Origin of the sequence: Pleurocapsa sp. FMAR1 (assembly GCF_963665995.1) — a bacterium.
Lineage (GTDB): Bacteria > Cyanobacteriota > Cyanobacteriia > Cyanobacteriales > Xenococcaceae > Waterburya.
On record NZ_OY762512.1, the window covers coordinates 3556360 to 3575977 of the forward strand.

The 19618-nt window shown below is 38.8% G+C and carries 24 protein-coding genes, 1 tRNA gene and 1 pseudogene; 14 read left to right on the forward strand and 12 right to left on the reverse strand.

What is annotated here, in order from left to right; genetic code table 11:
- The first annotated feature begins 93 nt into the window (after nt 1-93).
- Both prfC and SLP02_RS17270 read left to right on the forward strand, forming a co-directional pair.
- The gene (prfC, locus tag SLP02_RS17265; protein WP_319421982.1) at nt 94-1725 is read left to right on the forward strand and encodes a peptide chain release factor 3; all 1632 of its coding nucleotides are present in this window, start codon (nt 94-96) and stop codon (nt 1723-1725) included.
- A gap of 19 nt (nt 1726-1744) precedes the next feature.
- Complete coding sequence (locus SLP02_RS17270; RefSeq protein ID WP_319421983.1) at nt 1745-2884, forward strand: FAD-dependent oxidoreductase; 1140 nt, start codon at nt 1745-1747, stop codon at nt 2882-2884.
- A gap of 644 nt (nt 2885-3528) precedes the next feature.
- Here SLP02_RS17270 and SLP02_RS17275 read toward each other — a convergent pair.
- From SLP02_RS17275 to SLP02_RS17300, 6 genes are all read right to left on the reverse strand, one after another.
- Complete coding sequence (locus SLP02_RS17275; RefSeq protein WP_319421984.1) at nt 3529-3858, reverse strand: glutathione S-transferase family protein; 330 nt, start codon at nt 3856-3858, stop codon at nt 3529-3531.
- A 22-nt stretch (nt 3859-3880) separates the two neighbouring features.
- Nucleotides 3881-4660 carry a DODA-type extradiol aromatic ring-opening family dioxygenase gene (locus tag SLP02_RS17280; protein ID WP_319421985.1) on the reverse strand — a complete coding sequence of 260 codons (780 nt, stop codon included), beginning with the start codon at nt 4658-4660 and terminating at the stop codon, nt 3881-3883.
- Complete coding sequence (locus tag SLP02_RS17285) at nt 4661-4822, reverse strand: hypothetical protein (protein WP_319421986.1); 162 nt, start codon at nt 4820-4822, stop codon at nt 4661-4663.
- A gap of 327 nt (nt 4823-5149) precedes the next feature.
- Nucleotides 5150-5284 (reverse strand): CDGSH iron-sulfur domain-containing protein, encoded by a 135-nt coding sequence (locus SLP02_RS17290; protein ID WP_319421987.1) that lies wholly within the window; start codon nt 5282-5284, stop codon nt 5150-5152.
- A gap of 86 nt (nt 5285-5370) precedes the next feature.
- A complete protein-coding gene (locus SLP02_RS17295; RefSeq protein WP_319421988.1) occupies nt 5371-5832 on the reverse strand; it encodes a MarR family winged helix-turn-helix transcriptional regulator in 462 nt (153 codons plus the stop codon).
- Nucleotides 5833-6190: 358 nt separating this feature from the next.
- Nucleotides 6191-6263, reverse strand: a tRNA-His gene (locus SLP02_RS17300).
- A gap of 102 nt (nt 6264-6365) precedes the next feature.
- Here SLP02_RS17300 and SLP02_RS17305 point away from each other — a divergent pair.
- Together SLP02_RS17305 and SLP02_RS17310 are read left to right on the forward strand one after the other, a co-directional pair.
- On the forward strand, nt 6366-6743 hold the full coding sequence (locus SLP02_RS17305) for a DUF4359 domain-containing protein (RefSeq protein WP_319421989.1): 378 nt from the start codon (nt 6366-6368) through the stop codon (nt 6741-6743).
- Between the two features lie 197 nt (nt 6744-6940).
- The gene (locus tag SLP02_RS17310; protein ID WP_319421990.1) at nt 6941-7321 is read left to right on the forward strand and encodes a cupin domain-containing protein; all 381 of its coding nucleotides are present in this window, start codon (nt 6941-6943) and stop codon (nt 7319-7321) included.
- A gap of 389 nt (nt 7322-7710) precedes the next feature.
- Here SLP02_RS17310 and SLP02_RS17315 read toward each other — a convergent pair whose 3' ends face one another.
- Nucleotides 7711-8520 carry an inositol monophosphatase family protein gene (locus SLP02_RS17315; RefSeq protein WP_319421991.1) on the reverse strand — a complete coding sequence of 270 codons (810 nt, stop codon included), beginning with the start codon at nt 8518-8520 and terminating at the stop codon, nt 7711-7713.
- 143 nt (nt 8521-8663) lie between these two features.
- On the opposite strand from SLP02_RS17315, the gene SLP02_RS17320 reads away from it, so the two are divergent.
- The 4 genes from SLP02_RS17320 (at nt 8664) to SLP02_RS17335 (ending at nt 10647) form a co-directional block, all read left to right on the forward strand.
- A complete protein-coding gene (locus tag SLP02_RS17320; RefSeq protein WP_319421992.1) occupies nt 8664-8993 on the forward strand; it encodes a Uma2 family endonuclease in 330 nt (109 codons plus the stop codon).
- The gene (locus SLP02_RS17325) at nt 8984-9334 is read left to right on the forward strand and encodes a Uma2 family endonuclease (RefSeq protein ID WP_319421993.1); all 351 of its coding nucleotides are present in this window, start codon (nt 8984-8986) and stop codon (nt 9332-9334) included. The genes SLP02_RS17320 and SLP02_RS17325 overlap by 10 nt, the downstream gene beginning before the upstream one ends.
- A 366-nt stretch (nt 9335-9700) precedes the next feature.
- Entirely contained in the window at nt 9701-10075 is a 375-nt protein-coding gene (locus tag SLP02_RS17330; protein WP_319419761.1) for a helix-turn-helix domain-containing protein, read from the forward strand.
- Nucleotides 10076-10185: 110 nt separating this feature from the next.
- The gene (locus tag SLP02_RS17335; protein ID WP_319419762.1) at nt 10186-10647 is read left to right on the forward strand and encodes a transposase; all 462 of its coding nucleotides are present in this window, start codon (nt 10186-10188) and stop codon (nt 10645-10647) included.
- 66 nt (nt 10648-10713) lie between these two features.
- Here the strand turns inward: SLP02_RS17335 and SLP02_RS17340 are convergent, their stop codons facing one another.
- Nucleotides 10714-11403, reverse strand: coding sequence for a hypothetical protein (locus SLP02_RS17340; RefSeq protein WP_319421994.1), 690 nt, complete (start codon nt 11401-11403; stop codon nt 10714-10716).
- Nucleotides 11404-11442: 39 nt separating this feature from the next.
- Nucleotides 11443-11721 carry a hypothetical protein gene (locus tag SLP02_RS17345; RefSeq protein ID WP_319421995.1) on the reverse strand — a complete coding sequence of 93 codons (279 nt, stop codon included), beginning with the start codon at nt 11719-11721 and terminating at the stop codon, nt 11443-11445.
- 321 nt (nt 11722-12042) lie between these two features.
- Between SLP02_RS17345 and SLP02_RS17350 the strand changes: the two are divergent.
- Nucleotides 12043-12752: pseudogene (locus SLP02_RS17350) on the forward strand (IS1 family transposase).
- A gap of 126 nt (nt 12753-12878) precedes the next feature.
- Here the strand turns inward: SLP02_RS17350 and SLP02_RS17355 are convergent.
- On the reverse strand, nt 12879-13097 hold the full coding sequence (locus SLP02_RS17355) for an SHOCT domain-containing protein (protein WP_319421996.1): 219 nt from the start codon (nt 13095-13097) through the stop codon (nt 12879-12881).
- 145 nt (nt 13098-13242) lie between these two features.
- On the opposite strand from SLP02_RS17355, the gene SLP02_RS17360 reads away from it, so the two are divergent.
- Nucleotides 13243-13446, forward strand: a complete 204-nt coding sequence (locus SLP02_RS17360; protein WP_319421997.1) for a type II toxin-antitoxin system HicB family antitoxin — start codon at nt 13243-13245, stop codon at nt 13444-13446.
- Complete coding sequence (locus SLP02_RS17365) at nt 13443-13625, forward strand: type II toxin-antitoxin system HicA family toxin (protein WP_319421998.1); 183 nt, start codon at nt 13443-13445, stop codon at nt 13623-13625. The genes SLP02_RS17360 and SLP02_RS17365 overlap by 4 nt, the downstream gene beginning before the upstream one ends.
- 144 nt (nt 13626-13769) lie before the next feature.
- Here the strand turns inward: SLP02_RS17365 and SLP02_RS17370 are convergent, their stop codons facing one another.
- Entirely contained in the window at nt 13770-14297 is a 528-nt protein-coding gene (locus SLP02_RS17370; RefSeq protein WP_319421999.1) for a hypothetical protein, read from the reverse strand.
- Nucleotides 14298-14391: 94 nt separating this feature from the next.
- Here SLP02_RS17370 and rseP point away from each other — a divergent pair, with 94 nt between their 5' ends.
- Both rseP and nth read left to right on the forward strand, forming a co-directional pair.
- On the forward strand, nt 14392-15483 hold the full coding sequence (gene rseP / locus SLP02_RS17375) for an RIP metalloprotease RseP (RefSeq protein ID WP_319422000.1): 1092 nt from the start codon (nt 14392-14394) through the stop codon (nt 15481-15483).
- Nucleotides 15484-15831: 348 nt separating this feature from the next.
- Nucleotides 15832-16545, forward strand: coding sequence for an endonuclease III (gene nth, locus SLP02_RS17380; protein ID WP_319422001.1), 714 nt, complete (start codon nt 15832-15834; stop codon nt 16543-16545).
- Between the two features lie 240 nt (nt 16546-16785).
- On the opposite strand, the gene SLP02_RS17385 is transcribed toward nth, so the two are convergent.
- Nucleotides 16786-18108, reverse strand: coding sequence for a CIA30 family protein (locus SLP02_RS17385; protein WP_319422002.1), 1323 nt, complete (start codon nt 18106-18108; stop codon nt 16786-16788).
- 282 nt (nt 18109-18390) lie between these two features.
- On the opposite strand from SLP02_RS17385, the gene SLP02_RS17390 reads away from it, so the two are divergent.
- A complete protein-coding gene (locus SLP02_RS17390; protein WP_319422003.1) occupies nt 18391-19560 on the forward strand; it encodes a Ycf66 family protein in 1170 nt (389 codons plus the stop codon).
- Nucleotides 19561-19618: the final 58 nt, after the last annotated feature.

The window sequence follows — 19618 nt, forward strand, 5'->3', positions numbered from 1 at the left end:
CTGACTAAATCTAACCAATATTAAGTCCTCGATCAATATATGAAACTGGACAAGAGATATAATACTCATAACAACTGTTGCTAAAAGTATTCCATGCCCCCTCAACTCCAGACAGAAATCGAACAGGCTGTATCCAGTCGTCGTAATTTTGCCATTATTTCCCACCCTGACGCGGGAAAAACTACCTTGACTGAAAAACTCCTGCTTTACGGGGGTGCAATTCATGAGGCAGGGGCGGTAAAAGCCCGACGAGAACAGCGTAAGGTTACTTCTGACTGGATGGAAATGGAACAGCAAAGGGGTATTTCGATTACCTCGACAGTGTTGCAGTTTATCTACGATAACTTTCAAATAAATTTGTTAGATACTCCTGGACACCAAGACTTTAGTGAAGATACCTATCGTACTCTGGCTGCTGCGGATAATTCCGTAATGCTGATTGATGCTGCTAAAGGTCTTGAGCCACAAACTCGTAAGCTGTTTGAAGTTTGTCAGTTGCGATCGCTCCCCATCTTTACTTTTATCAATAAGCTAGATCGTCCAGGCAGAGATGCTTTTGAGCTTATTGATGAGATTGAGCAAGAATTAGGTCTAAAGACTTATGCGGTAAATTGGCCCATTGGCATGGGCGATCGCTTTCAGGGAGTATTTGACCGTCGTGAGCGCAAAATTCACCTGTTTGAACGTCGCTCTCACGGTAGCAAAGCAGCACAGGATACGGTAATCGAGCTAGGAGATCCGCGCATTGAAGAATACCTAGACCAAGAGCTTTATTATCAGCTAAAAGAAGAACTTGAAATACTAGACGAAGTTGGTGCAGACTTTGATCTAGAAAAAGTTCATGCAGGAAAAATGACCCCGATCTTTTTTGGTAGTGCCATGACCAACTTTGGGGTAGAGCTATTTCTGAAGGCATTTTTGGAATATGCTCAACAGCCTGAGTCCCACAAGTCATCTATTGGCGTAGTTGAGCCTACCTACGAAGAATTTACGGGGTTTGTCTTTAAGCTTCAGGCAAACATGGATCCCAAACATCGCGATCGCGTGGCGTTTGTGCGTGTCTGTACGGGAAAATTTGAAAAAGACATGACCGTGCAGCACGCTCGTACAGGCAAAACTGTGCGCCTGTCCCGTCCGCAAAAGCTATTTGCCCAAGACAGAGAATCTTTAGATGAGGCTTTTCCAGGGGATATTATTGGTCTTAATAATCCAGGGGTATTTGCGATCGGCGACACGATTTATAATGGCAAGAAGATAGAATACGAGGGTATTCCCTGTTTTTCGCCTGAGATCTTTGCCTATCTTAAAAATCCTAACCCCTCCAAGTTTAAACAGTTCCAAAAAGGCATCAAGGAATTACAGGAAGAAGGTGCAGTACAGATTATGTATTCCACTGATGAATTTAAACGCGACCCCATCTTAGCTGCGGTGGGACAGTTGCAGATTGAAGTAGTTCAGTTTCGGATGCAAAATGAGTACAATGTCGAAACTACTACTGAACCTTTGCCCTATAGCGTGGCTCGTTGGGTATATGGTGGCTGGGATGCGCTGGAAAAAGCTGGCAGAATCTTTAATGCTATTTCTGTTAAAGATAACTGGGATAGACCAGTATTGCTGTTCAAAAATGAATGGAATCTGCGCCAAATAGAACAAGATACACCAGAGCTTAAGTTAAATTCTATCGCCCCTGTAGGTGCAGGTCTACAACCAGATTCTGAGGCATAAGCCCTATTACCCACTTTAGATGAATCAGAAACTAGTTTTAATAGGTGGTGGTCATTCTCATGCGATCGCCTTAAAACAATGGGGACTAAATCCTTTGCCAGATATAGATTTAACCTTGATTAGTGATGTCAAAAAAACGCCCTATTCAGGGATGCTTCCTGGTCATGTAGCGGGTTTTTATAGCTACGATCAAACCCATATTGACTTGGGTCGTCTAGCTAAATTTGCTGGTGCAAAGTTGATTATAGATCGGGCAATTGGTTTGGATGTAGATAACCATAAAGTTATTTGTGAAGATCATCAGCTTAAATTTGATTATTTGTCCTTGGATATTGGCAGCACTCCCCAAACTATAACCATCCCTGGTGCCAAGGATTACGCTATTCCCGCCAAACCTGTCCCTATATTCCTTGATTGTTGGAACAAACTGAAACAAGAAGCTTTATCTCACCCCGAAAAATCTTTGTCAATTGTGATCGTCGGCGGTGGCGCGGGAGGTGTGGAGTTGGCTTTAAATATGCAGACTTGTTTACAAGACGGGGGACAAAATAATCTAGCCATTCATTTGGTTCATCGTGGTAAGCAATTATTGACTGGTCATAGTGATTGGGTAAGCAATAAGCTAGCCAAAATTATTCGCCAACGGAATATTAGGCTGCATCTAGAAGAAAGCGTTGTCGAAGTTTTACCAGATGAGGTTATTTGCAAATCAGGATTAAGCATCAAGTACACTCATGTATTTTGGATAACTCAAGCTACTGCACCTAACTGGATCGAAGAATCAAACCTGACTACCGATGAGCAAGGCTTTATTTTAGTCACAGATACTCTTCAGTCTATATCTCATCCTCAAGTTTTTGCTGCGGGAGATATTGCTACCATGATTAACTACAAACGTCCAAAAGCAGGAGTCTTTGCGGTGCGTCAAGGACAACCTCTGGTAGATAACTGGCGTAATATACTTACAGGTAAATCCCTACAGACTTATGTTCCTCAAGAAAAATACTTGGCTTTGATTGGCACAGGAGATCATCAGGCGATCGCATCTTGGTCTGATTTTGGTTGGCGATCTACTTTGTTTTGGTGGCTTAAAGACTATATTGACCGCAAATTTATGAATCAGTTTGTTGATTTAAGCAAAACAACAGTAAAAAATTAGGGCGTGTCATCATTTGGAGGGAAGAATACTTTTGAACGAGGAAGTGCGCGGGGGCAACGCAGGCAAGCACAACAGATGCGGCAACCTCGACAACCAAGGGGTACCCCCGCAGGTACCTCACCCTCGACAGTTCCTTCAACGCGGGGAACCCGCGCAACGGACTGTCTCGCAACGGGGTGAAACCCCCTTCGGGTTCGTGCCTTTGCTCAAGTCGGGGAACCTTTTCGACACTTTGCTCGCCCTCGACAACCAAGGGGTACCCCCCTTCGGGTTCGTGCCTTTGCTCAAGTCGGGGAACCCGCCCAACGCAACTGCCTCACTGCAACGGTTTTGCGAAACAGCCTCTGCGGAGGGTTTCCCTCCGCAGAGGACTGTTGAGGGTGTCTCGCAACGGGTCATAGACGAGGCGTGTTTTGCGAGACAGTCCGTTGGCGGGGTTCCCCCGCTTAAAGGAACTGTCGAGGTTGGGTCAGAGTATTCTGTCCCAAAAACTGCCGTCCGCAACGGTTTTGTCTTGCAAACTTAGGCCTTTCTCGTTGTTGAAGGGATTTTAGCGAGATATAAGGAGAAAAATGTTCTGTATAGTAGGGCTACGGAAGAGAGGGCGCGTGTCTTGAAATAAATTCAAGACCTTGTGTCGCCCATTATTTTTCGACGATGTATGTCGTTAAAAGGACAAGCGACCCCCGCGCATGGTTCGACATCAAACCTTCATTAGAGATAATGGAGTCGACAATAGACAAGCCGACAATATCGTTTAACTTCTTTAGCTGCCACAAAATAACTGTGCGGTGCGCCCAAGGACAGTCTAAAGATATATAGTGATATTGATTTGGTTCAGCTTTAAAACTACTGGAGCCATTAGCTGTAATATAATGATGAAACTTTGTAGACATTCGCTTGAACTGTCCTGTTTCATCTTGTTCAGTCCAATCTTTGACCCATTTTCCATTAAATAATTGACCGAGTGCCATATATTCTTCTGCGTAAATAAATTTAATTGAAAGCGTATGCAGCCATACTCACAACACCATAGGTATAACTAGAGTGAAGCTCACTCGTATCAGTTTCATTCCCCGCGCCCAAAGCAACAAATAACGGTAGCAAGTGTTCTTCTGTCGGATGATTTTTACGAGCATGGGGAGCAAGTTGACGGTAACGAAGCAGAGCGTCCAAATCTCCCTGAGAGATGGTTTTAGATAACCAATCACTAAATTCTATTACCCAGTCCAGAGGAGGTTCATCAATAGGATATTTGCCAAACTCCCTCAAATTATGAGTAACTGAACCGCTGGCTATAATTAATATCCCTGATTCTCTCAGATGAGATAGAGCCTTTCCTATTTGAAAATGGTGTTCGGGTGTTAAACGAGGCTGGATTGATAGTTGGGTTACGGGAATATCTGCATTGGGATACATCAGCATTAAAGGATTCCAGGCTCCGTGATCTAGTCCACGACTTGCGCTAACTCCACTCTTAATACCTGCTTGGTTTAGTAATTGATTAACTCTTTGAGCTAAATCGGGTGCGCCTGAAGCATGATACTTTAAAGAATTTAGTCTAGGATCAAATCCCCAGAAGTCGTGAATAGTATCAGGCTGATCCACTTTACTAACCATTGGCTGTGATGTACCCCAATGAGCAGAAATCATCAGGATAGCTTGGGGTTTGCCTAACTTATCACCAAGCCCTGAAAGAAAGGCGCGCCCAGGAGATGGATACAATGACAGATCGGGCGCACCGTGAGAAACAAATACGGCAGGAAATTTTGACATTTAAATTACCTCTATGTTCATAATTTTGCCAATACCCGACCAAATAAAGATCGTAGACATTAAAATGCGGGCGAGGAGAGGAAATTGATTTCTAGTAGCGAATAAGCTATTACGATTGTTTGGTGCTTCTAGATTATGAATGTCATTAATTCTTGGTTTCATAATTGTTGCGTAATTTACTTTGTAATTAAACTATTTGAATACAAACAAAAAGGCGAAAAATTAGCGTCTTTTAGTGACAGTAAGATTTAGAAGAATTCGTTCATCAACAAGAGCAGCTTTGAGTTGCTAAGGACAAATAAGGCGATCGCGGCTTGTTCATTGATGAAATAATCCCCAGTCCAATCGATCAAAACTATCTCTATCAGAATATTTGCATTTATTTTTAGCTGCTTGTATATCAGAAAATCCTGCGTCGAATAATTACGACTTTTGGTTTCACAATTATTAGCTTGTTGGTGAGTCAGAAACTTCGATCTCTTTTGGCTGTTATAGCTCCAATACCAAAGGTTGAATATTTGTTTTGACATGAGAGCCATCGCAAAATGGTTTATTTCTCCGTCCACAGGCGCATATATAATGAGTTTTTGCTTCCAAACGTACTTTTACAAATTGATTGTTCATAATTTTATTTTGTTTGATGTCATATTGTACTAATGCAAACTAAATAAAAGATAACATCAACATTGTTTGGATGCAAACAATTGAGTTTAAAACAATCGACGTAAAGCCTCTAATCCTTGTCTAGTCTGTTCTAGCTCTTCGGTCGATAGATGGTCAAATCTTTCTTTAAGGTGAGCAATATGAGCAGGAAATACGGTATCAAAGGTTGCTTTACCTTCAGGAGTAAGGACGATAATAAAGCTGCGTCGATTATCAGGAGGAACTTCTCTGGTTACGAAACCTTTCTTTTCCAGGCGATCGATAATTCCTGTAAGAGTACCCTTTGTAACTAAAGTTTTTGAGGCAATGTCAGTCATATTCATACCATCGGTATTCCCTAAAGTGGCGATTACATCAAATTGACAGGTGGTTAAACCTAGAGTTCTAAGATGTTTAGCGGAATAATCAGTAAACGCTTGATAAGCACGAGCCAACTCGCGCATAGTAGGAATAAAAGTTTCATTTGCTGCTAATACTGCTTTTTTCTTCTCGATTGCTTTTTTTCGCACAGCTTATTTGTTAAATAGTTTTACTTTATAACTCTAAAAATCAATGGTTTAGACAAAATTTAATAGGCAACACAAAGTAAGTATTTTAGCCTTACTCTCGACTGAAATAATCAACGATAAATTAAGCTTTCCGAGCTTTTGTCAAAAACTGCCCAAACTATTATAAAGATATTACGTTATTTAATTTTAAAAATAACATCGAAAAGTAGATTAATATTCAGAGAAAGCAGAGTGCAATTAAGTTCTGGGAGCTTAAGCAGGCTATAGACGAGAAGGTTGCCCGTTTAGGCTGGTCTACTTTTACCCATAGTTACTTTTTAGCGAATATTCAGGTGTGCTTACACTATTCAAAAGTGAGGGCGAACGATGGGACTTGAACCCACGAATGGTGGAATCACAATCCACTGCCTTAACCACTTGGCTACGCCCGCCATTCATACAGTTATTTTATTATATCATCACCAATCAACATTTAAATACCATAGTTTAAAATTAGAGGGTTTAAAATTAGAGAGAAATCACGTTTAAATTACATGGCAAGCTCTAGAATTAGTGGTGTTGTGGGAATTATTATCATAGGATTGAGTGCGATCGCTTTTATAACTAATCCAGGAGAGAAAGGCTATCAGAAATATGCTGAGGCTACATTTAAAACACGTTTTAAAGACAAAGTTTGCGCTCAGGTGATGGAAGATTGGGGAGTATGGCTAGAAGGTCAATGTCATGTAGTAGTTAATACCGCTAGTCCTTATTTAACTCAAATTGTTAGTCAACAAACAAAACGTCAGAATTTTTTACTTTTTAGTATTTATCAAGCAGATTTACCTTTACCTTCTCCTTTTCCTACTTATCATCTTGAAACAGTTGGCATTTTGGGTAATTTTTATACTTATCAGGCTAAAAAACTTTAGCTGTTAATCGCCTTGTGTTTAATAATGGTTCGGACAAAATTTAATAGGTAACGAAAAATAGGTATTTTAGTCTTACTCTCGACTAAAATAATCAACGATAAATTAGGCTTTGCGAGCTTTTGTTAAAAACTGTCGGAACTATTGATTTAAAAAATTAACTTAAACTATTAGATAAAGAGTGAAATCTAAAATTTACTATGAGCGACACAAACAGTAATAGCAGTAGCAAAGATACTTTACCGCCATCGGACAATGAAACCCGTACTCCTCCTTATGGTTCAGTTGAGCCTTTAGATGCAGGGGAAAGGTATTGTATTAATCGCATTGAAATTAAACCTGGAGAACACATGAGTACCCAAATGCACTATCATCGAAGTGAGCATTGGATTGTAGTTTCAGGTACGGCTAAAGTGATTTGTGATGGCAAAGAAACTTTAGTAATGCAGAATCAATCTACCTATGTACCCATGAATACTGCCCATCGAGTCGAAAACCCTGGAGTAATTCCTTTAGTAATGATTGAAGTGCAAAACGGCGAATACCTAGGAGATGATGATATTATTCGTTTTGATGATTAACTTCGCTATTAAACGTCTGATGTGAATTAAATTTTAGTAAAGAGCTACAGATTGGAATGTTTGAACATCAATTTCAAACTGAAGTCGTAGAAGAAGACGCAAGGTATAAGAGGCAATCTTAGCTGCCATATGAGTCGTGAAACTAGCAACGGTTTCACATTAAGCATCTTTGATACTAAATCCTGTTCGCATAGAATACTTTAAGGTTAGATAGGTCAGAGCGGGCGAAAAGGCAACGGCGTAATGAAAACTCGGCTAAACTAATCTGGGACTTACCTTACGTAAGCAAGACTTGCCTAAGCTGGCTAAACGCCAGCAGGCTTCCTTGCTCAAAACTGCCCCACCGAGGGAAAAGATGCCCGCTCTCTAATCTTTGATTGACAGTCGGGTTAGTTCAATACGCACTCTACCAAAGGCTTGAAGGTGGGGATTAGTTCCCTGCGGGATAGCCCTAAGCTAGGGATAGAAACTTTGCCATAGTTCTGACCAGCCTGGAGAGGAAAGATTGAACTATCTCCTAAAAATACAAAATCTCCGCCAGCAGCTTTGATAATTGTCCACACCGCAGCAATATCCCAAATTTTCGGGGTGGCTTCTACCCCACCAATTGCCACCCCTGAAGCTACTAAAAGTAAGTTATAGCTGGCGACACCGAGCATTCGGATTTTGCAGGGAAAAGGATTTTTAAAAATAGCTTTACTACGGGCGCAAAGATTAAATAGTTGGCTGCCACTAGGGTCATCGGTGCGAGTATATATGGGCTGATTATTTAGGTATGCACCTGTATAACCAGTTAATCCTGAATCACCATACCAATAGCCATGAAACGTTTGTTTTAAGGGTGGTACATAGACAAAGCCAAATACAGGGTTTCCTTGATAAAATAGCCCTAGAGAAATTGCCCAAATAGGCAAACCGCGAGTAAAGTTAGTTGTGCCGTCAATTGGGTCAACTATCCAGCACCAATCGTTTTCAGGAAATATGTGCATGGTTTCTTCAGTTAAAACTCCATGTTCGGGAAAAGTAAGCGCGATCGCATCTCTAATTTGCTGATCTGACCACCGATCGGCTTGGGTAACTAAACTACCATCTTCTTTTTGACTTGCCTGGATTTTACCAAAATCTTTCATCAGGCGATCGCCGATCGTAGCAGTAGTTTGAACGCAAAAGTCAAGTACCCGATCCCAAAATTCATTCATTAGCTATTGTTGATGATTAACTTATTAATTGTCTATTGTTTTAAGGCAATTGAGTAGTTGATTTAGATAGTAGACAGTAGATTGTTGTTGATTTGCCCAACTTACTACAATTTAAAATAATACTGTGGATCTTGAAATCAATTATGGTTGCTACCGTTGAACAACTCATAACCGATAGTTGGATAACTGCCACTTGGGATGAATACATTGAAAATATTGAACATCCTGCTGGCGAAAAAGCCAAAGGCTATTATCACAATGGTCAATATAGAATTGAAATAACGCCTATCGGTAACGAACATTCTCAAGATCACTGCATCATTAATCATGCAGTTTATCTTTATGCTACTCTTCGAGGCATTCCTTTAACAGGGAAAGACAATTGTAGTTATCGTCAAGCTGGCTTAAGACAATTTCAACCCGATTTATCCTATTACCTAAAAGATAAAGCTAGTGCTGTTCCTTGGGGGTAGGAATAGTTAATTTAGATGAGTATCCTGTACCAGATTTAGTCATTGAAGTTTCTAATACATCTTTGTCTGATGACTTGGGAAGGAAAAGGTTGTTGTATGAAGATTTGCAGGTTGCTGAATACTGGGTAATAGATATACAAAATATCAAAGTAATTGCTTTTGCTATAGAAAATGGCGGTAGCAAAAGAATTGCTGAGTCTCAGGTTTTGACAGGATTAAAATTAGATATTTTAACTGAAGCACTACAACGAAGTAGAAACACTAACCATACAGAAGTAGGCAGATGGTTGATGCAGCAATTCAAAAGAAAATTAAGAGGAGTGAGCAGCTTTAACAAGTAGAAGCGATTGTATAAATTACGAGATCGCTTTATTCTTCTATTTGCTACCACTCCGTTAGCATTAGCGCGGAGGTTGACTAATTTATCCAAAAATTATTAAACGACAAAATTTATCTGTGGAATGTGAGTTTTTAACTAGCTTGAAGAGTAAGTGCATCAAAGTCTTTATTTACTTGGTGGCAATTCAGTGTAAATGCCTAATTTCAAATTTGCTTTTTCTACCTGATTTCTTACTTGCCCCCAAAGTTTTTGATTAGTTTGAATATTTTTAGGATAATTAAGATGATTGTATTTGATTCCTTGTGCATGATTACAGCGATTTGCATCTAAATAGGGGACAATAAAGTGTTATAAAAATAGGTAACAAATGAAGCCTTATTCTGTAGATTTACGAGAGAAGATAGTTAGTGCGATCGAGAAAGGTGATAGCTCGGTGAGAAAAGTTGCGCTACGCTTCGGTGTGAGCAAAAACTGTGTCCAAAGATTGATTACTCAGAAGCGGACAAAAGGGCATATCCTGCCAGGGAAGCAGGGCGGGTCGATGGTAAGTCCTGTTCGGAAATATAAAGCCGAGCTGATAGCCATCTTTAAAAAACAGACTGATGCGACTTTAGCAGAATACTGTGAGCTACTTTTTGATGAGACGGGACTATGGGTAAGTCAAAGTACGATGTGTCGGACATTTCAGAGATTAAAATTACCACTCAAAAAAAACACTTCGCTCCAGCCAAGCAATTCGTGAGCGCGTCCAGCTTCTAAGAGCAGAGTATTGGGCAAAAGTTAAAAATGTAGATCCCCAAAACCTCGTGTTTTTAGATGAAATGGGTGTTTTACTCGGATTGATGAGAACTCATGCTCGCGCTGCACGGGCGTGAGAGAGCCTATGACTACAAACCGTTTGCTCGAGGTAGCAAGGTAAGTGTTATCGGCGCAATCAGCGAGTCTAAAATACTAGCAGTAATGACGCTTAATGATTCAATGGCTGCGGCTGCGTTTGAGGTTTATGTTTCTAGGTGTTTAGTGCCTCAGCTATGGAAAGGAGCAGTGGTGGTGATGGACAATTTGCCTGCACATAAAGTAGAAGCTATTGCACCTTTAATTGAAGCAGTGGTCGCGAAGATTTTGTACCTGTCTCCATACTCTCCCGAATTTAATCCAATTGAACATTGGTGGTCACAACTCAAGGCTTTCCTGAGACAATTTTCTCCCAGGACTTCCAAAAGGGTCGATATGCTGATTAAAATAGCGATGGATTTAATTAATCCTAAACATTTGCGTAACTGGTTCGCTCACTGCTGCTACTGTCCCTCTTAAACCTGCAAACCGCTGTATCTGTAATTACATCCTCAATTTCAATCACAGGACGAGGAAATCCAGCGGTCATATTTTTTTGATAGGGTAAACAAGGAAAAAAAAAAACATTCCATTGACAGGTTTATCATAAGTTGCTCCGAAATATAAACGGTTAGATATAGTCTGAGTGCAACTAGATATGGTCTGAGTGCAACTGTTTTGAGATTTTATGTTACAGATATTATTAAAAATTCTAGAAATAGTTACATCTTGATATGTAGGAGAAACCAGCTTTTTTACTTGCGATAATGATTTAATATCGTGATAACTATCTACTACAAAGACAGTATCTAATACAAACTGCTTATTGATACAGGAGCCAAATAAAATAACAGATCCTCTGTCAAGAAACCTTAAACTTTTTCTAATTTGTTGACAACAAACATAATGAAATTGATCGCCAAAAACAAACGGATCTGTATTTTGTAAACCTTGTTCATTTGAGAGAATTGAGTAGTAAGGTTGATAAAGATATTTAGGATAGGTATTATCAATCTGAGTTAAGTTTTGAAGAACATTAGATTGTGGTTCCCATTCTCCCCAAAAAACTAAATCGCTATCTTTACAGATGTTGTTTTCTAAATATTGCCCAGGGTCTTTAATAAATTTACGCTTATGGTTTTTAGTATTCCAAGAGATTGAATTACTATTTTTGGGCGTTGGATCGTGTTCTGCCCCAGGATGAAGAAACTGAAGAAATAAAGTTTGATTATTCATAGTGTATTTGGAGTATATTAAGATTGACTTACTTAAATATTAATTTTTTTTATAAATTCTTCTTTGATTTGATTTTTGTTTTTTAGCTTTACCATTTAAATATTGATTTAACTGTATAAGTTTTTTATATTGTAAAATTAATATGATTCCTACAAAAATAAAAGCTACTAAAAATTCTTTATATTGTAATAATAAAAAACATTGCCAACCAATAACGATAGAAACAACGTTTGTGAAAAAAGAGATATTTCTTTTTTCAATTGCCAGTAAAAAGTAACCTAAAACACTTATAATAGTAACGGCGACTGTATCTTCCATTGAAAAGAAGAAATCGCCACTTATCAGGTCAGATATCTTATCGAATAAGGCGCTAATAGAACAAACAAGTAATATATAAGCAAGACCATTACGTATAGACTTAATTATTTTTTCTTGTGTATTTTTCTTGTGTTGTCGATATGCTGCTGAAAGTATTAATTACTGCCAATTGCAATTACAGCTATTCCCCATTGAGGTTGAATATTAGTTTCTAAGATATTTAAAATTTTAATAGTAACTAAAGTAATTAAAGTAAGAGAAGTGGTAGTCCTGCAGAAGTAATGATCTAGAATGAGCCTTGACATTTAAAAAGCTAGACCAATGCCAACTTGCCCAAATTGTTCTTCTGAGGAAACTGTTAAAAACGGTCACATTCACAACGGAAAACAAAGATTTAAATGTAATGAGTGCGAGCGCCAATTTATTGAAAATCCTCAGAAAATCATGATTAGCCAAGACAAGCGCGAGCTAATTGACAGGCTCTTATTAGAAAGAATTTCCTTGGCTGGTATTGCACGTGTGGCAATGGTTTCTGAGAGATGGCTACAAACATACGTCAATAATAAATATGCTCTGGTAGCAAGAACAATACAAGTAACACAAAAAAAAAGGAAAGTTGACTATTCAAGGTGATGAACTCTGGTCATTTGTAGATAATAAAGGCAACAAACAATGGGTCTGGTTAGGGTTAGATGCAGATACTAAGGAAATTGTGGGAGTTTATGAGGCGCGATCGCGATGAATTAGCAGCTAGAAAACTCTGGGATTCGTTACCTTCGGTCTATCGTCAATGTGCAGTTGCTTACACTGACTTCTGGTCATCTTATGGGGCAGTATTTCCCCGTCAACGACATAGATCAGTAGGAAAAGAGACTGGTCAAACGAGTTATATTGAACGATTTAACAACACACTTAGACAACGGGTATCTCGGCTAGTTAGGAAAACCTTATCCTTTTCTAAATCCCTAGAGAATCACATAGGTGCTATCTGGTATTTCGTACATCACTACAACTCATCATTACATCTTTAGCACTACCAGAGAAGTGATTCCTGTAACCCAAAGCACCTTATATTTTTTTGTTATGCTACAAATTAAAGAAGCTGTGATTAAAACAATAAAAAGAAAACTATAGTCTGTATTAGATAAATTCGTATTTCATGCTATAGGAACAGATACTATGGGAGCAAAGATTCCTAAAAATAAAATAGTTGAACCACTAATTCCTAATATTTGGTTCAGATCATAGTTAGGTATTGTTTGTGTTTGTGTGGATTGATTTAATATACTTTTCTTTAATTCCTGGTATTCCTCTTGTGAAATAAGGTTCTCTTCTAAAGCTTGATTTAGTTCTTTAAGCCTATTGATATTCAGCATAGTTAATAAAAATAACAGAATTTTTCCTAATTATTAATTAAGCATTCATCAATGTGTGTGATTTAATCCCAACTCAAAGCGCGATCGCATTTTAAAGGCATATTAAAAGATAAAATAGAATACAAAGTTTAAAAAACCTATATCCATGAAAATAAAAGCCATTGTTTATCAAGCCGAGGAAGGAGGTTACTGGGCAGAAGTTCCAGCTTTACCAGGCTGTATTACTGAAGGGGATACCATGGAAGAACTAGAAAGCAATCTTAAAGATGCAATTCAGGCATGGCTTGAGGTGGCAAATGATAGTCATACTCTTGAAAACAATGCTCAAATTGTTGAAGTTGCAGTGTGAAGTCGGTTTCTGGTAAAAAGCTTTGCAAAATAATTGAGAAAAAAGGCTGGGTTTTGAGAAAAGTTACAGGTAGTCATCATGTTTATGAAAAAACTGGGGCAGACAAAATTTTATCAATTCCTGTTCACGGAAATAAAGATTTGATGAAAATTGCTGAGTTAACCGAAAATGATTTGTAGCAAGATCTTGACCAGATCGCCAATCTTGTAAGTTAAATAAAAAAAGGAAACCCAATAAAAATCTACAATGATTTTTTCATAAAGCGATCGCCGATGATAGCAGTAGTTTGAACACAAAACTCAAGTACCCGATTCCAAAATTTGTTAATTGTCTGTTGTTTTAAGGCGATTAAGTAATTGATTTAATTGTTCGCTGCCTAAGATAACTTTAATCTCCAATTTTTGTGTTGCATCCCGCAGCAGTATGATTCCGCCATCATCTTTGGTTGTTGCTGCGATTTGAGGATTTACTAAATCAAGCTTTTGATAAATCAATTTTGGTACATTAATCTTGATCGCTACCTGAGATTGAGATTGGGGAAAAATGTAAAGCTGTTGCTGGGTTAAATCTAGCTGTAGTTTACTAGGAGTTATATTGCGTTCGTCTGCAATTTTTTCATTACGCCAAAAAAGCGTAATTCCCCTCAGTTGTGGTGTCTGCAAAACAAACGTTTCATCAAACTTCTGTGGCTGCCAATCAACTCCTTGTAAATCATTACTAGCAGGGATTAATCGCTGCTGCCAATTAATCTCTTTGCCTGCCAAATTAGACCACCAATTAGCGATAGCTTTTAGATTGTCTCCGTTGCTGCGATCGCTGCTATTCTGTTGCCAAATCAAGTTGTTGCTCATGCTAAAGCTCCCTTTTTTAACCAATAGGGGTAGAAGAATGTTCTAGAATAGTAAATCGAACCGAAACACTTAATAAAAGTAATATTTTTTAAATATGTCAGTATTGGCAGCAATTTCAGTAGTGCTTCTACTCATCGTAGTTCACGAATTTGGTCACTTTGCAGCAGCACGATTACAAAAAATTAGAGTTAACCGCTTCTCAATCGGATTTGGACCTACTCTTTTAAAATACCAAGGTTCAGAAACAGAATATGCCATCAGAGCTATTCCACTTGGCGGTTATGTAGGATTTCCTGATGATGATCCAGACAGCACTATCCCTCTAGATGATCCTAATTTACTACGTAATCGCCCTGTTTTAGATAGAGCAATTGTAATTAGTGCTGGTGTAATTGCTAACTTGATTTTTGCCTATTTTCTATTGGTCGCTCAAGCGACAACTATTGGCTTTCAAGACATTAACTATAGACCAGGGGTACTAGTACCACAATTGTTGAGCGAAGCCGAATCCGCTGCTGCTCAAGCAGGGGTTAAACCAGGGGATATTATTCTCAAAATAGATAATCTGGAACTAGACGATTCGGGAAAGGCTTTAGAAAATTTAAGAACCGCAATTCAAAATTCTCCTGATAAATCTCTACGGCTTTCGATCAAAAGAGATGTTGAAACTGTTACGGTGGATGTCAAGCCAAATATTGGTCAAGATGGCAAAGGTAGAATTGGTGTAATGCTTGCTCCTAACGGAGATATTGTGCGTCGTCGTGCTAAAAATATCGTTGAAGCCTTTACCGCTGGTGCTAATGAGTTTCAAAGAATCATTCAGCTTACAGTCCAGGGTTTTTGGCAATTAATTAGTAACTTTAGTGAAAATGCTCAACAGGTAGCAGGTCCAGTAGCTATTGTGGCAGTGGGTGCAGAACTTGCCCGCAATGACTTGGGAAACTTACTTCAGTTTGGAGCGTTGATTAGCATTAACTTAGCGATTATTAATATTCTGCCTCTACCTGCCTTAGATGGAGGTCAGCTAGCATTTTTGACCGTTGAAGGAGTTACAGGAAAACCTCTACCCAGTAAGCTGCAAAATGGCATTATGCAAACTGGTTTAGTTTTGCTACTTAGCCTAGGTATTTTTATTATTGTTAGAGATACTATGAATCTGGCATTCTTCCAAAATCTGTTTCAATAAAATACGCTGCGGGTTGATATTTGAAACTCGATAGTAATACTGTTCGTTGCTATAAGCCTTAAGCTCATAAGCTTTTGTTAGTCAGTAGTTAGTTGTTAGTCATAACGCTTGCTGCTGACTTTGTTATATTCTGGTATTACGCAAGCTTTTAATCGATTTAAATCTGGGCAAAGCGATTGACTTAAATGTCAAGTTAAATTTAGAAATTTTCCTTTTTCAAGCGATGCCGACCGCTAGCAAAGCAGGGTTAGCGATATATGTTGCTCAACTAAATAAACATAATAAGACCCAAAAACAGACACCTTAAAAGGGCTGATTCTAATATTTTTCCCTCGTTACTTAAATTCAATGTCCATTGATAAAGCTTCTACTAACACAGAGAACAAAAAAACCACCAAAATCAGGCGTAAATCGCCTAGTAAAGCTCTTAAACAGCGATCGCACTCTATCTTTTCTCTGTTAACAGAACTGTATCCCGATGCCACCTGTAGCCTAAATTATGAAACTCCTCTAGAGCTTTTGGTAGCAACTATTCTTTCGGCACAATGCACAGATAAACGGGTAAACAAAGTAACTCCTGCCTTATTTGCAACCTTTCCTGATGCGATTGCCATAGCGAATGGCGATCGCGATCGATTAGAAGCTTTGATTCGTTCTACAGGCTTTTATCGTCATAAAGCCAAAAACATTCAGGGTGCTTGTCAAATGATTGTCTCCGACTTTGATGGCAAAGTTCCTAGTGATATGGAGCAGCTATTAAAACTGCCAGGAGTAGCCCGCAAAACCGCCAATGTTGTCTCTGCTCACGCCTTTAGCAATATTCAAGGGGTAACGGTAGATACCCATGTTAAACGCCTCAGTAATCGCTGGGAATTAACTAAATCTGATAAACCAATTCAGATCGAAAAGGATCTTATGGCTTTGCTCCCCCAATCAGAATGGGAAAACTATTCTATTCGCACTATTTATCACGGTAGAGCAGTTTGTAAAGCTCGTAAGCCTGTGTGTGAAGTTTGTAAACTAGCTCATCTTTGTCCATCAGCAAAAGAATATTTAAACTGAATATAGCCATCTCTCTGTATTATGCGTCAGGCTTATTTCATCAATGTGCCTAATTCTCAATAAGCAGAGCTTTTTTGGTATTTTTTGGGGGGTTTAAAGCTAAAATTGCTAGAAGATTGGTAGACAGATTTTAGCCCCTGAACCCTTGATAGCTTAAAGCAAACGAGATATTATTGGTAGGCAAAGTGATAGACACAAGAAGGCAAAAAGAACAGTCAATTGAATCAAATAATTTAAAGTTCAAGTATCTGCTTGCAAGTTACTAAACAATTTTTTCCAATCAGTAACACCCTGCTGTTCTTCTCTAACTTCAAAAGTCTTGTTAACTGCTGCGGGGAGATTTAGTGCTTGAATACACAACTGGGCGATCGCATCTCGGCTGACTTGTCCCCTGATATTGTCTCCTTGTTCAGCAACTAAAACCTTATCTCCTGGTTGTTCGGTTAAAGCACAGGGACGAATAATTGTATAGGTCAAACCACTGGCTTTAATAGCTTCTTCGCCTCTTAGTTTCCAGGTTAAAATACCTCCTAATTGCTCATTCATGCGTACTGCAGGCGGTTCTTCTTCTAAGTTAATTCCTGGACGATTAGGGCGAGTAACACCGGCTGAACTTATCTGAACGAATTGGGGTTTTGCTTGACCACCATAAGCTTTGATATATTCAATCTCTAAGCTAAACGAACCCGCTTCAAATTTAGGATTTAGTTCACCATCATATTCAAACTTACTCAACATCAACTGCATGGAGTAAACTTTGGCAGCATCAAATTGACTTGCTTCAGTTACGGTTTTAGCGCGAAAGACAGGGATTAAATCTTGAAAGGGAATACGAATAGTCGTAGGGAAGTTATAAACTGTGTCAAAAGAATGACAATAGCCCACTCCATCCCATTTACCTTCACAGCGAGTAATAAACTTATAGCGTTTACCATCACCAATCACTTTTAACTCTATGCCTTCATAATCAGATAAATCCAGAGGTGGCTCGAAATTACGAGTACGCACCGAAGCAAAACCGCCGTTATTATCTGTGGAGACAATACCGGAAAAGATGGCTTTATTCTCCGCCAGTCGAATATTGCTCTGGCTGACTCCTCCCATAACCACATCATCTATTGCACCCCAAGCTTCTTTGATATCAGCGTTGGGATTAGCAAAGTCAAACAGCACTTTATCAGTAGCAGGTGAAATATGCTGCCAGACAACTTTGACCAGATTTTTAATCCCTGCGTATTCGACTAACTCTGGAGTATCAACTACTTCAGGCAGGTAAAACTTAATTCCCTGGTAGTATTTCTCTCGCGTTGGGGTATCCCCTTCCACTGGCTGAACTTTTGTGCCTGTGCAGCAAATAACTGCGCTTACTCCCTGCATCATTTCTGGCTTGAGAGTTTCTGGGATAGTAATGTCGGCTGCAAATAGTTCTACCCGATCTCCTAGCATATTTTGGGCTTTGGCTGTATCTCTAACTAAAGCTCTAACACGATAATTTTGCTCAAGTAAATTTTTGACTACACGTTTACCTACTCCACCCGTTGCTCCAGCTACTAGAATTGTCATAGTTGTTTGTTGATTATAATTTTTGGATTGATTAGACTGGAAAATGTTTCGCCAAGAACTAATTAGAGGAATAACTTCAAAGTAAGTAAGAGTCTGCCAAAGTCTATTTAATTTCCAACGAGCCACAATAAATAGTTAATAAACTACAGTATATAAAGAAGGGAAGCAGAGAAAAGTTATCTACCAATCTCAACACTCTCCTTTACAAAATACTGCAATTACTACAAGATCTTAAGTTTTTGTCGCAAAATATATAGAGAAATTAGAGATGGAGTCAGAAAAATGCTGTCATATGCCTTGGCGATCGCGGTAACCTTAAGTAGTTTAGTTCTATTCTCAACAGCTTTTTTAATTTCTGATATTCATCGCCGAGATGACTTCCTCTGGAGTGGAGTAGGATTGTTTTATGCGTTGGTGCTATGGTTTTGTGCTAGAAACATTACTGGTGCTGTACTATTAGGACAAGCAGCAGCCACAGTATTAATCGTTTCATACAGTTGGCAAACTCTCAAGTTGAGAAAAGCAGTCGCCAATCCTACTAAGGCATCTGCCATCAATAATTTTTCTGTGCTACAAAAAGTCAACGGTTTACTAAAGCGCAGCGAACCAAAATATCAGCCAGTCGAACCTTATAATACTGCAACTCCAGCTAAAGTTACAGAACAAGAAATAGCTATTCCTGAGACAACTTCCCCAGAAAGCAGATCCCAGAAATCTAATAATAAAATCTCTAGCAGTAATAAAAGTAAATCAGGAGTATTGGGCAGATTGTTTGGTAGCAAGCAAAAAGCTGCTATTACTAATACCAAACTAGACGACATTTTAGAAGAAGCACAAAATACCACAGTAACTAATCCTACTAACGAACCTGTTGCAGAAGTACAGCCAATTACCGAACAAAAAGCTGCTCCAGATAGCGTCCCTCAGCCAAAAATAGCTAAAACTGAGGCAAACAGGCAGATAAAAGTTCCTCAACAAATAGCCGCTCTTGAAGGCGATCAACCCCAAGAGAAAGCAGAAACTAGTATCCCAAATACCCAACCCGAAGCATCAGTAGTTGATGTCAATCGAGACAAAATAGCAGATACCGCAGAAAGCTCAGAAAAAGCTTCTACATCAGAGCCAGAGACTACTCTACTAAAGCTTGAGCAACCTGAAGTTAGCTCTGAAGATAAATCTGCTACTCTTAATAAGATTGAAGCAGAAACTGTTCCTGACGCAAAAGAAGTTCCAGAGATTAAAGCCGTAACCGAAAAAAAACCATCTCCCTTAGATTCTTTAGAAACGGTAGAAGTTGCTGAAGTATTAGAAGCAGCGTCTGAAGATATGTCTAGTAATCGATCAGATCAGTCTAATATTATTGAAGTGACTACTACGGAAATTAATATCACCACTGAAGTTCAAAAAATAGAGCAAAATGAAGATAAAACTTCAGACTCTGAAGATGTTTAAGAACCAATATAGCTATTTTCATTTTAATAAGATACGGTCTTTACACTCTGATTTTTGC

Bases quoted from the DNA above. Each gene is read 5' to 3' on its own strand.
- SLP02_RS17335 (WP_319419762.1), top strand. From the start codon at position 10,186: ATGCTCGCGCTGCACGGGCGTGAGAGAGCCTATGACTACAAACCGTTT.
- SLP02_RS17310 (WP_319421990.1), top strand. From the start codon at position 6,941: ATGAGCGACACAAACAGTAATAGCAGTAGCAAAGATACTTTACCGCCA.
- SLP02_RS17355 (WP_319421996.1), bottom strand. From the start codon at position 13,097: ATGCTGAATATCAATAGGCTTAAAGAACTAAATCAAGCTTTAGAAGAG.
- nth (WP_319422001.1), top strand. From the start codon at position 15,832: ATGTCCATTGATAAAGCTTCTACTAACACAGAGAACAAAAAAACCACC.
- SLP02_RS17270 (WP_319421983.1), top strand. From the start codon at position 1,745: ATGAATCAGAAACTAGTTTTAATAGGTGGTGGTCATTCTCATGCGATC.
- prfC (WP_319421982.1), top strand. From the start codon at position 94: ATGCCCCCTCAACTCCAGACAGAAATCGAACAGGCTGTATCCAGTCGT.
- SLP02_RS17290 (WP_319421987.1), bottom strand. From the start codon at position 5,284: ATGAACAATCAATTTGTAAAAGTACGTTTGGAAGCAAAAACTCATTAT.
- SLP02_RS17320 (WP_319421992.1), top strand. From the start codon at position 8,664: ATGGTTGCTACCGTTGAACAACTCATAACCGATAGTTGGATAACTGCC.
- SLP02_RS17305 (WP_319421989.1), top strand. From the start codon at position 6,366: ATGGCAAGCTCTAGAATTAGTGGTGTTGTGGGAATTATTATCATAGGA.
- SLP02_RS17330 (WP_319419761.1), top strand. From the start codon at position 9,701: ATGAAGCCTTATTCTGTAGATTTACGAGAGAAGATAGTTAGTGCGATC.
- SLP02_RS17390 (WP_319422003.1), top strand. From the start codon at position 18,391: ATGCTGTCATATGCCTTGGCGATCGCGGTAACCTTAAGTAGTTTAGTT.
- SLP02_RS17385 (WP_319422002.1), bottom strand. From the start codon at position 18,108: ATGACAATTCTAGTAGCTGGAGCAACGGGTGGAGTAGGTAAACGTGTA.
- SLP02_RS17340 (WP_319421994.1), bottom strand. From the start codon at position 11,403: ATGAATAATCAAACTTTATTTCTTCAGTTTCTTCATCCTGGGGCAGAA.
- SLP02_RS17370 (WP_319421999.1), bottom strand. From the start codon at position 14,297: ATGAGCAACAACTTGATTTGGCAACAGAATAGCAGCGATCGCAGCAAC.
- SLP02_RS17345 (WP_319421995.1), bottom strand. From the start codon at position 11,721: ATGGAAGATACAGTCGCCGTTACTATTATAAGTGTTTTAGGTTACTTT.
- SLP02_RS17360 (WP_319421997.1), top strand. From the start codon at position 13,243: ATGAAAATAAAAGCCATTGTTTATCAAGCCGAGGAAGGAGGTTACTGG.
- SLP02_RS17285 (WP_319421986.1), bottom strand. From the start codon at position 4,822: ATGAAACCAAGAATTAATGACATTCATAATCTAGAAGCACCAAACAAT.
- SLP02_RS17275 (WP_319421984.1), bottom strand. From the start codon at position 3,858: ATGGCACTCGGTCAATTATTTAATGGAAAATGGGTCAAAGATTGGACT.
- rseP (WP_319422000.1), top strand. From the start codon at position 14,392: ATGTCAGTATTGGCAGCAATTTCAGTAGTGCTTCTACTCATCGTAGTT.
- SLP02_RS17315 (WP_319421991.1), bottom strand. From the start codon at position 8,520: ATGAATGAATTTTGGGATCGGGTACTTGACTTTTGCGTTCAAACTACT.
- SLP02_RS17280 (WP_319421985.1), bottom strand. From the start codon at position 4,660: ATGTCAAAATTTCCTGCCGTATTTGTTTCTCACGGTGCGCCCGATCTG.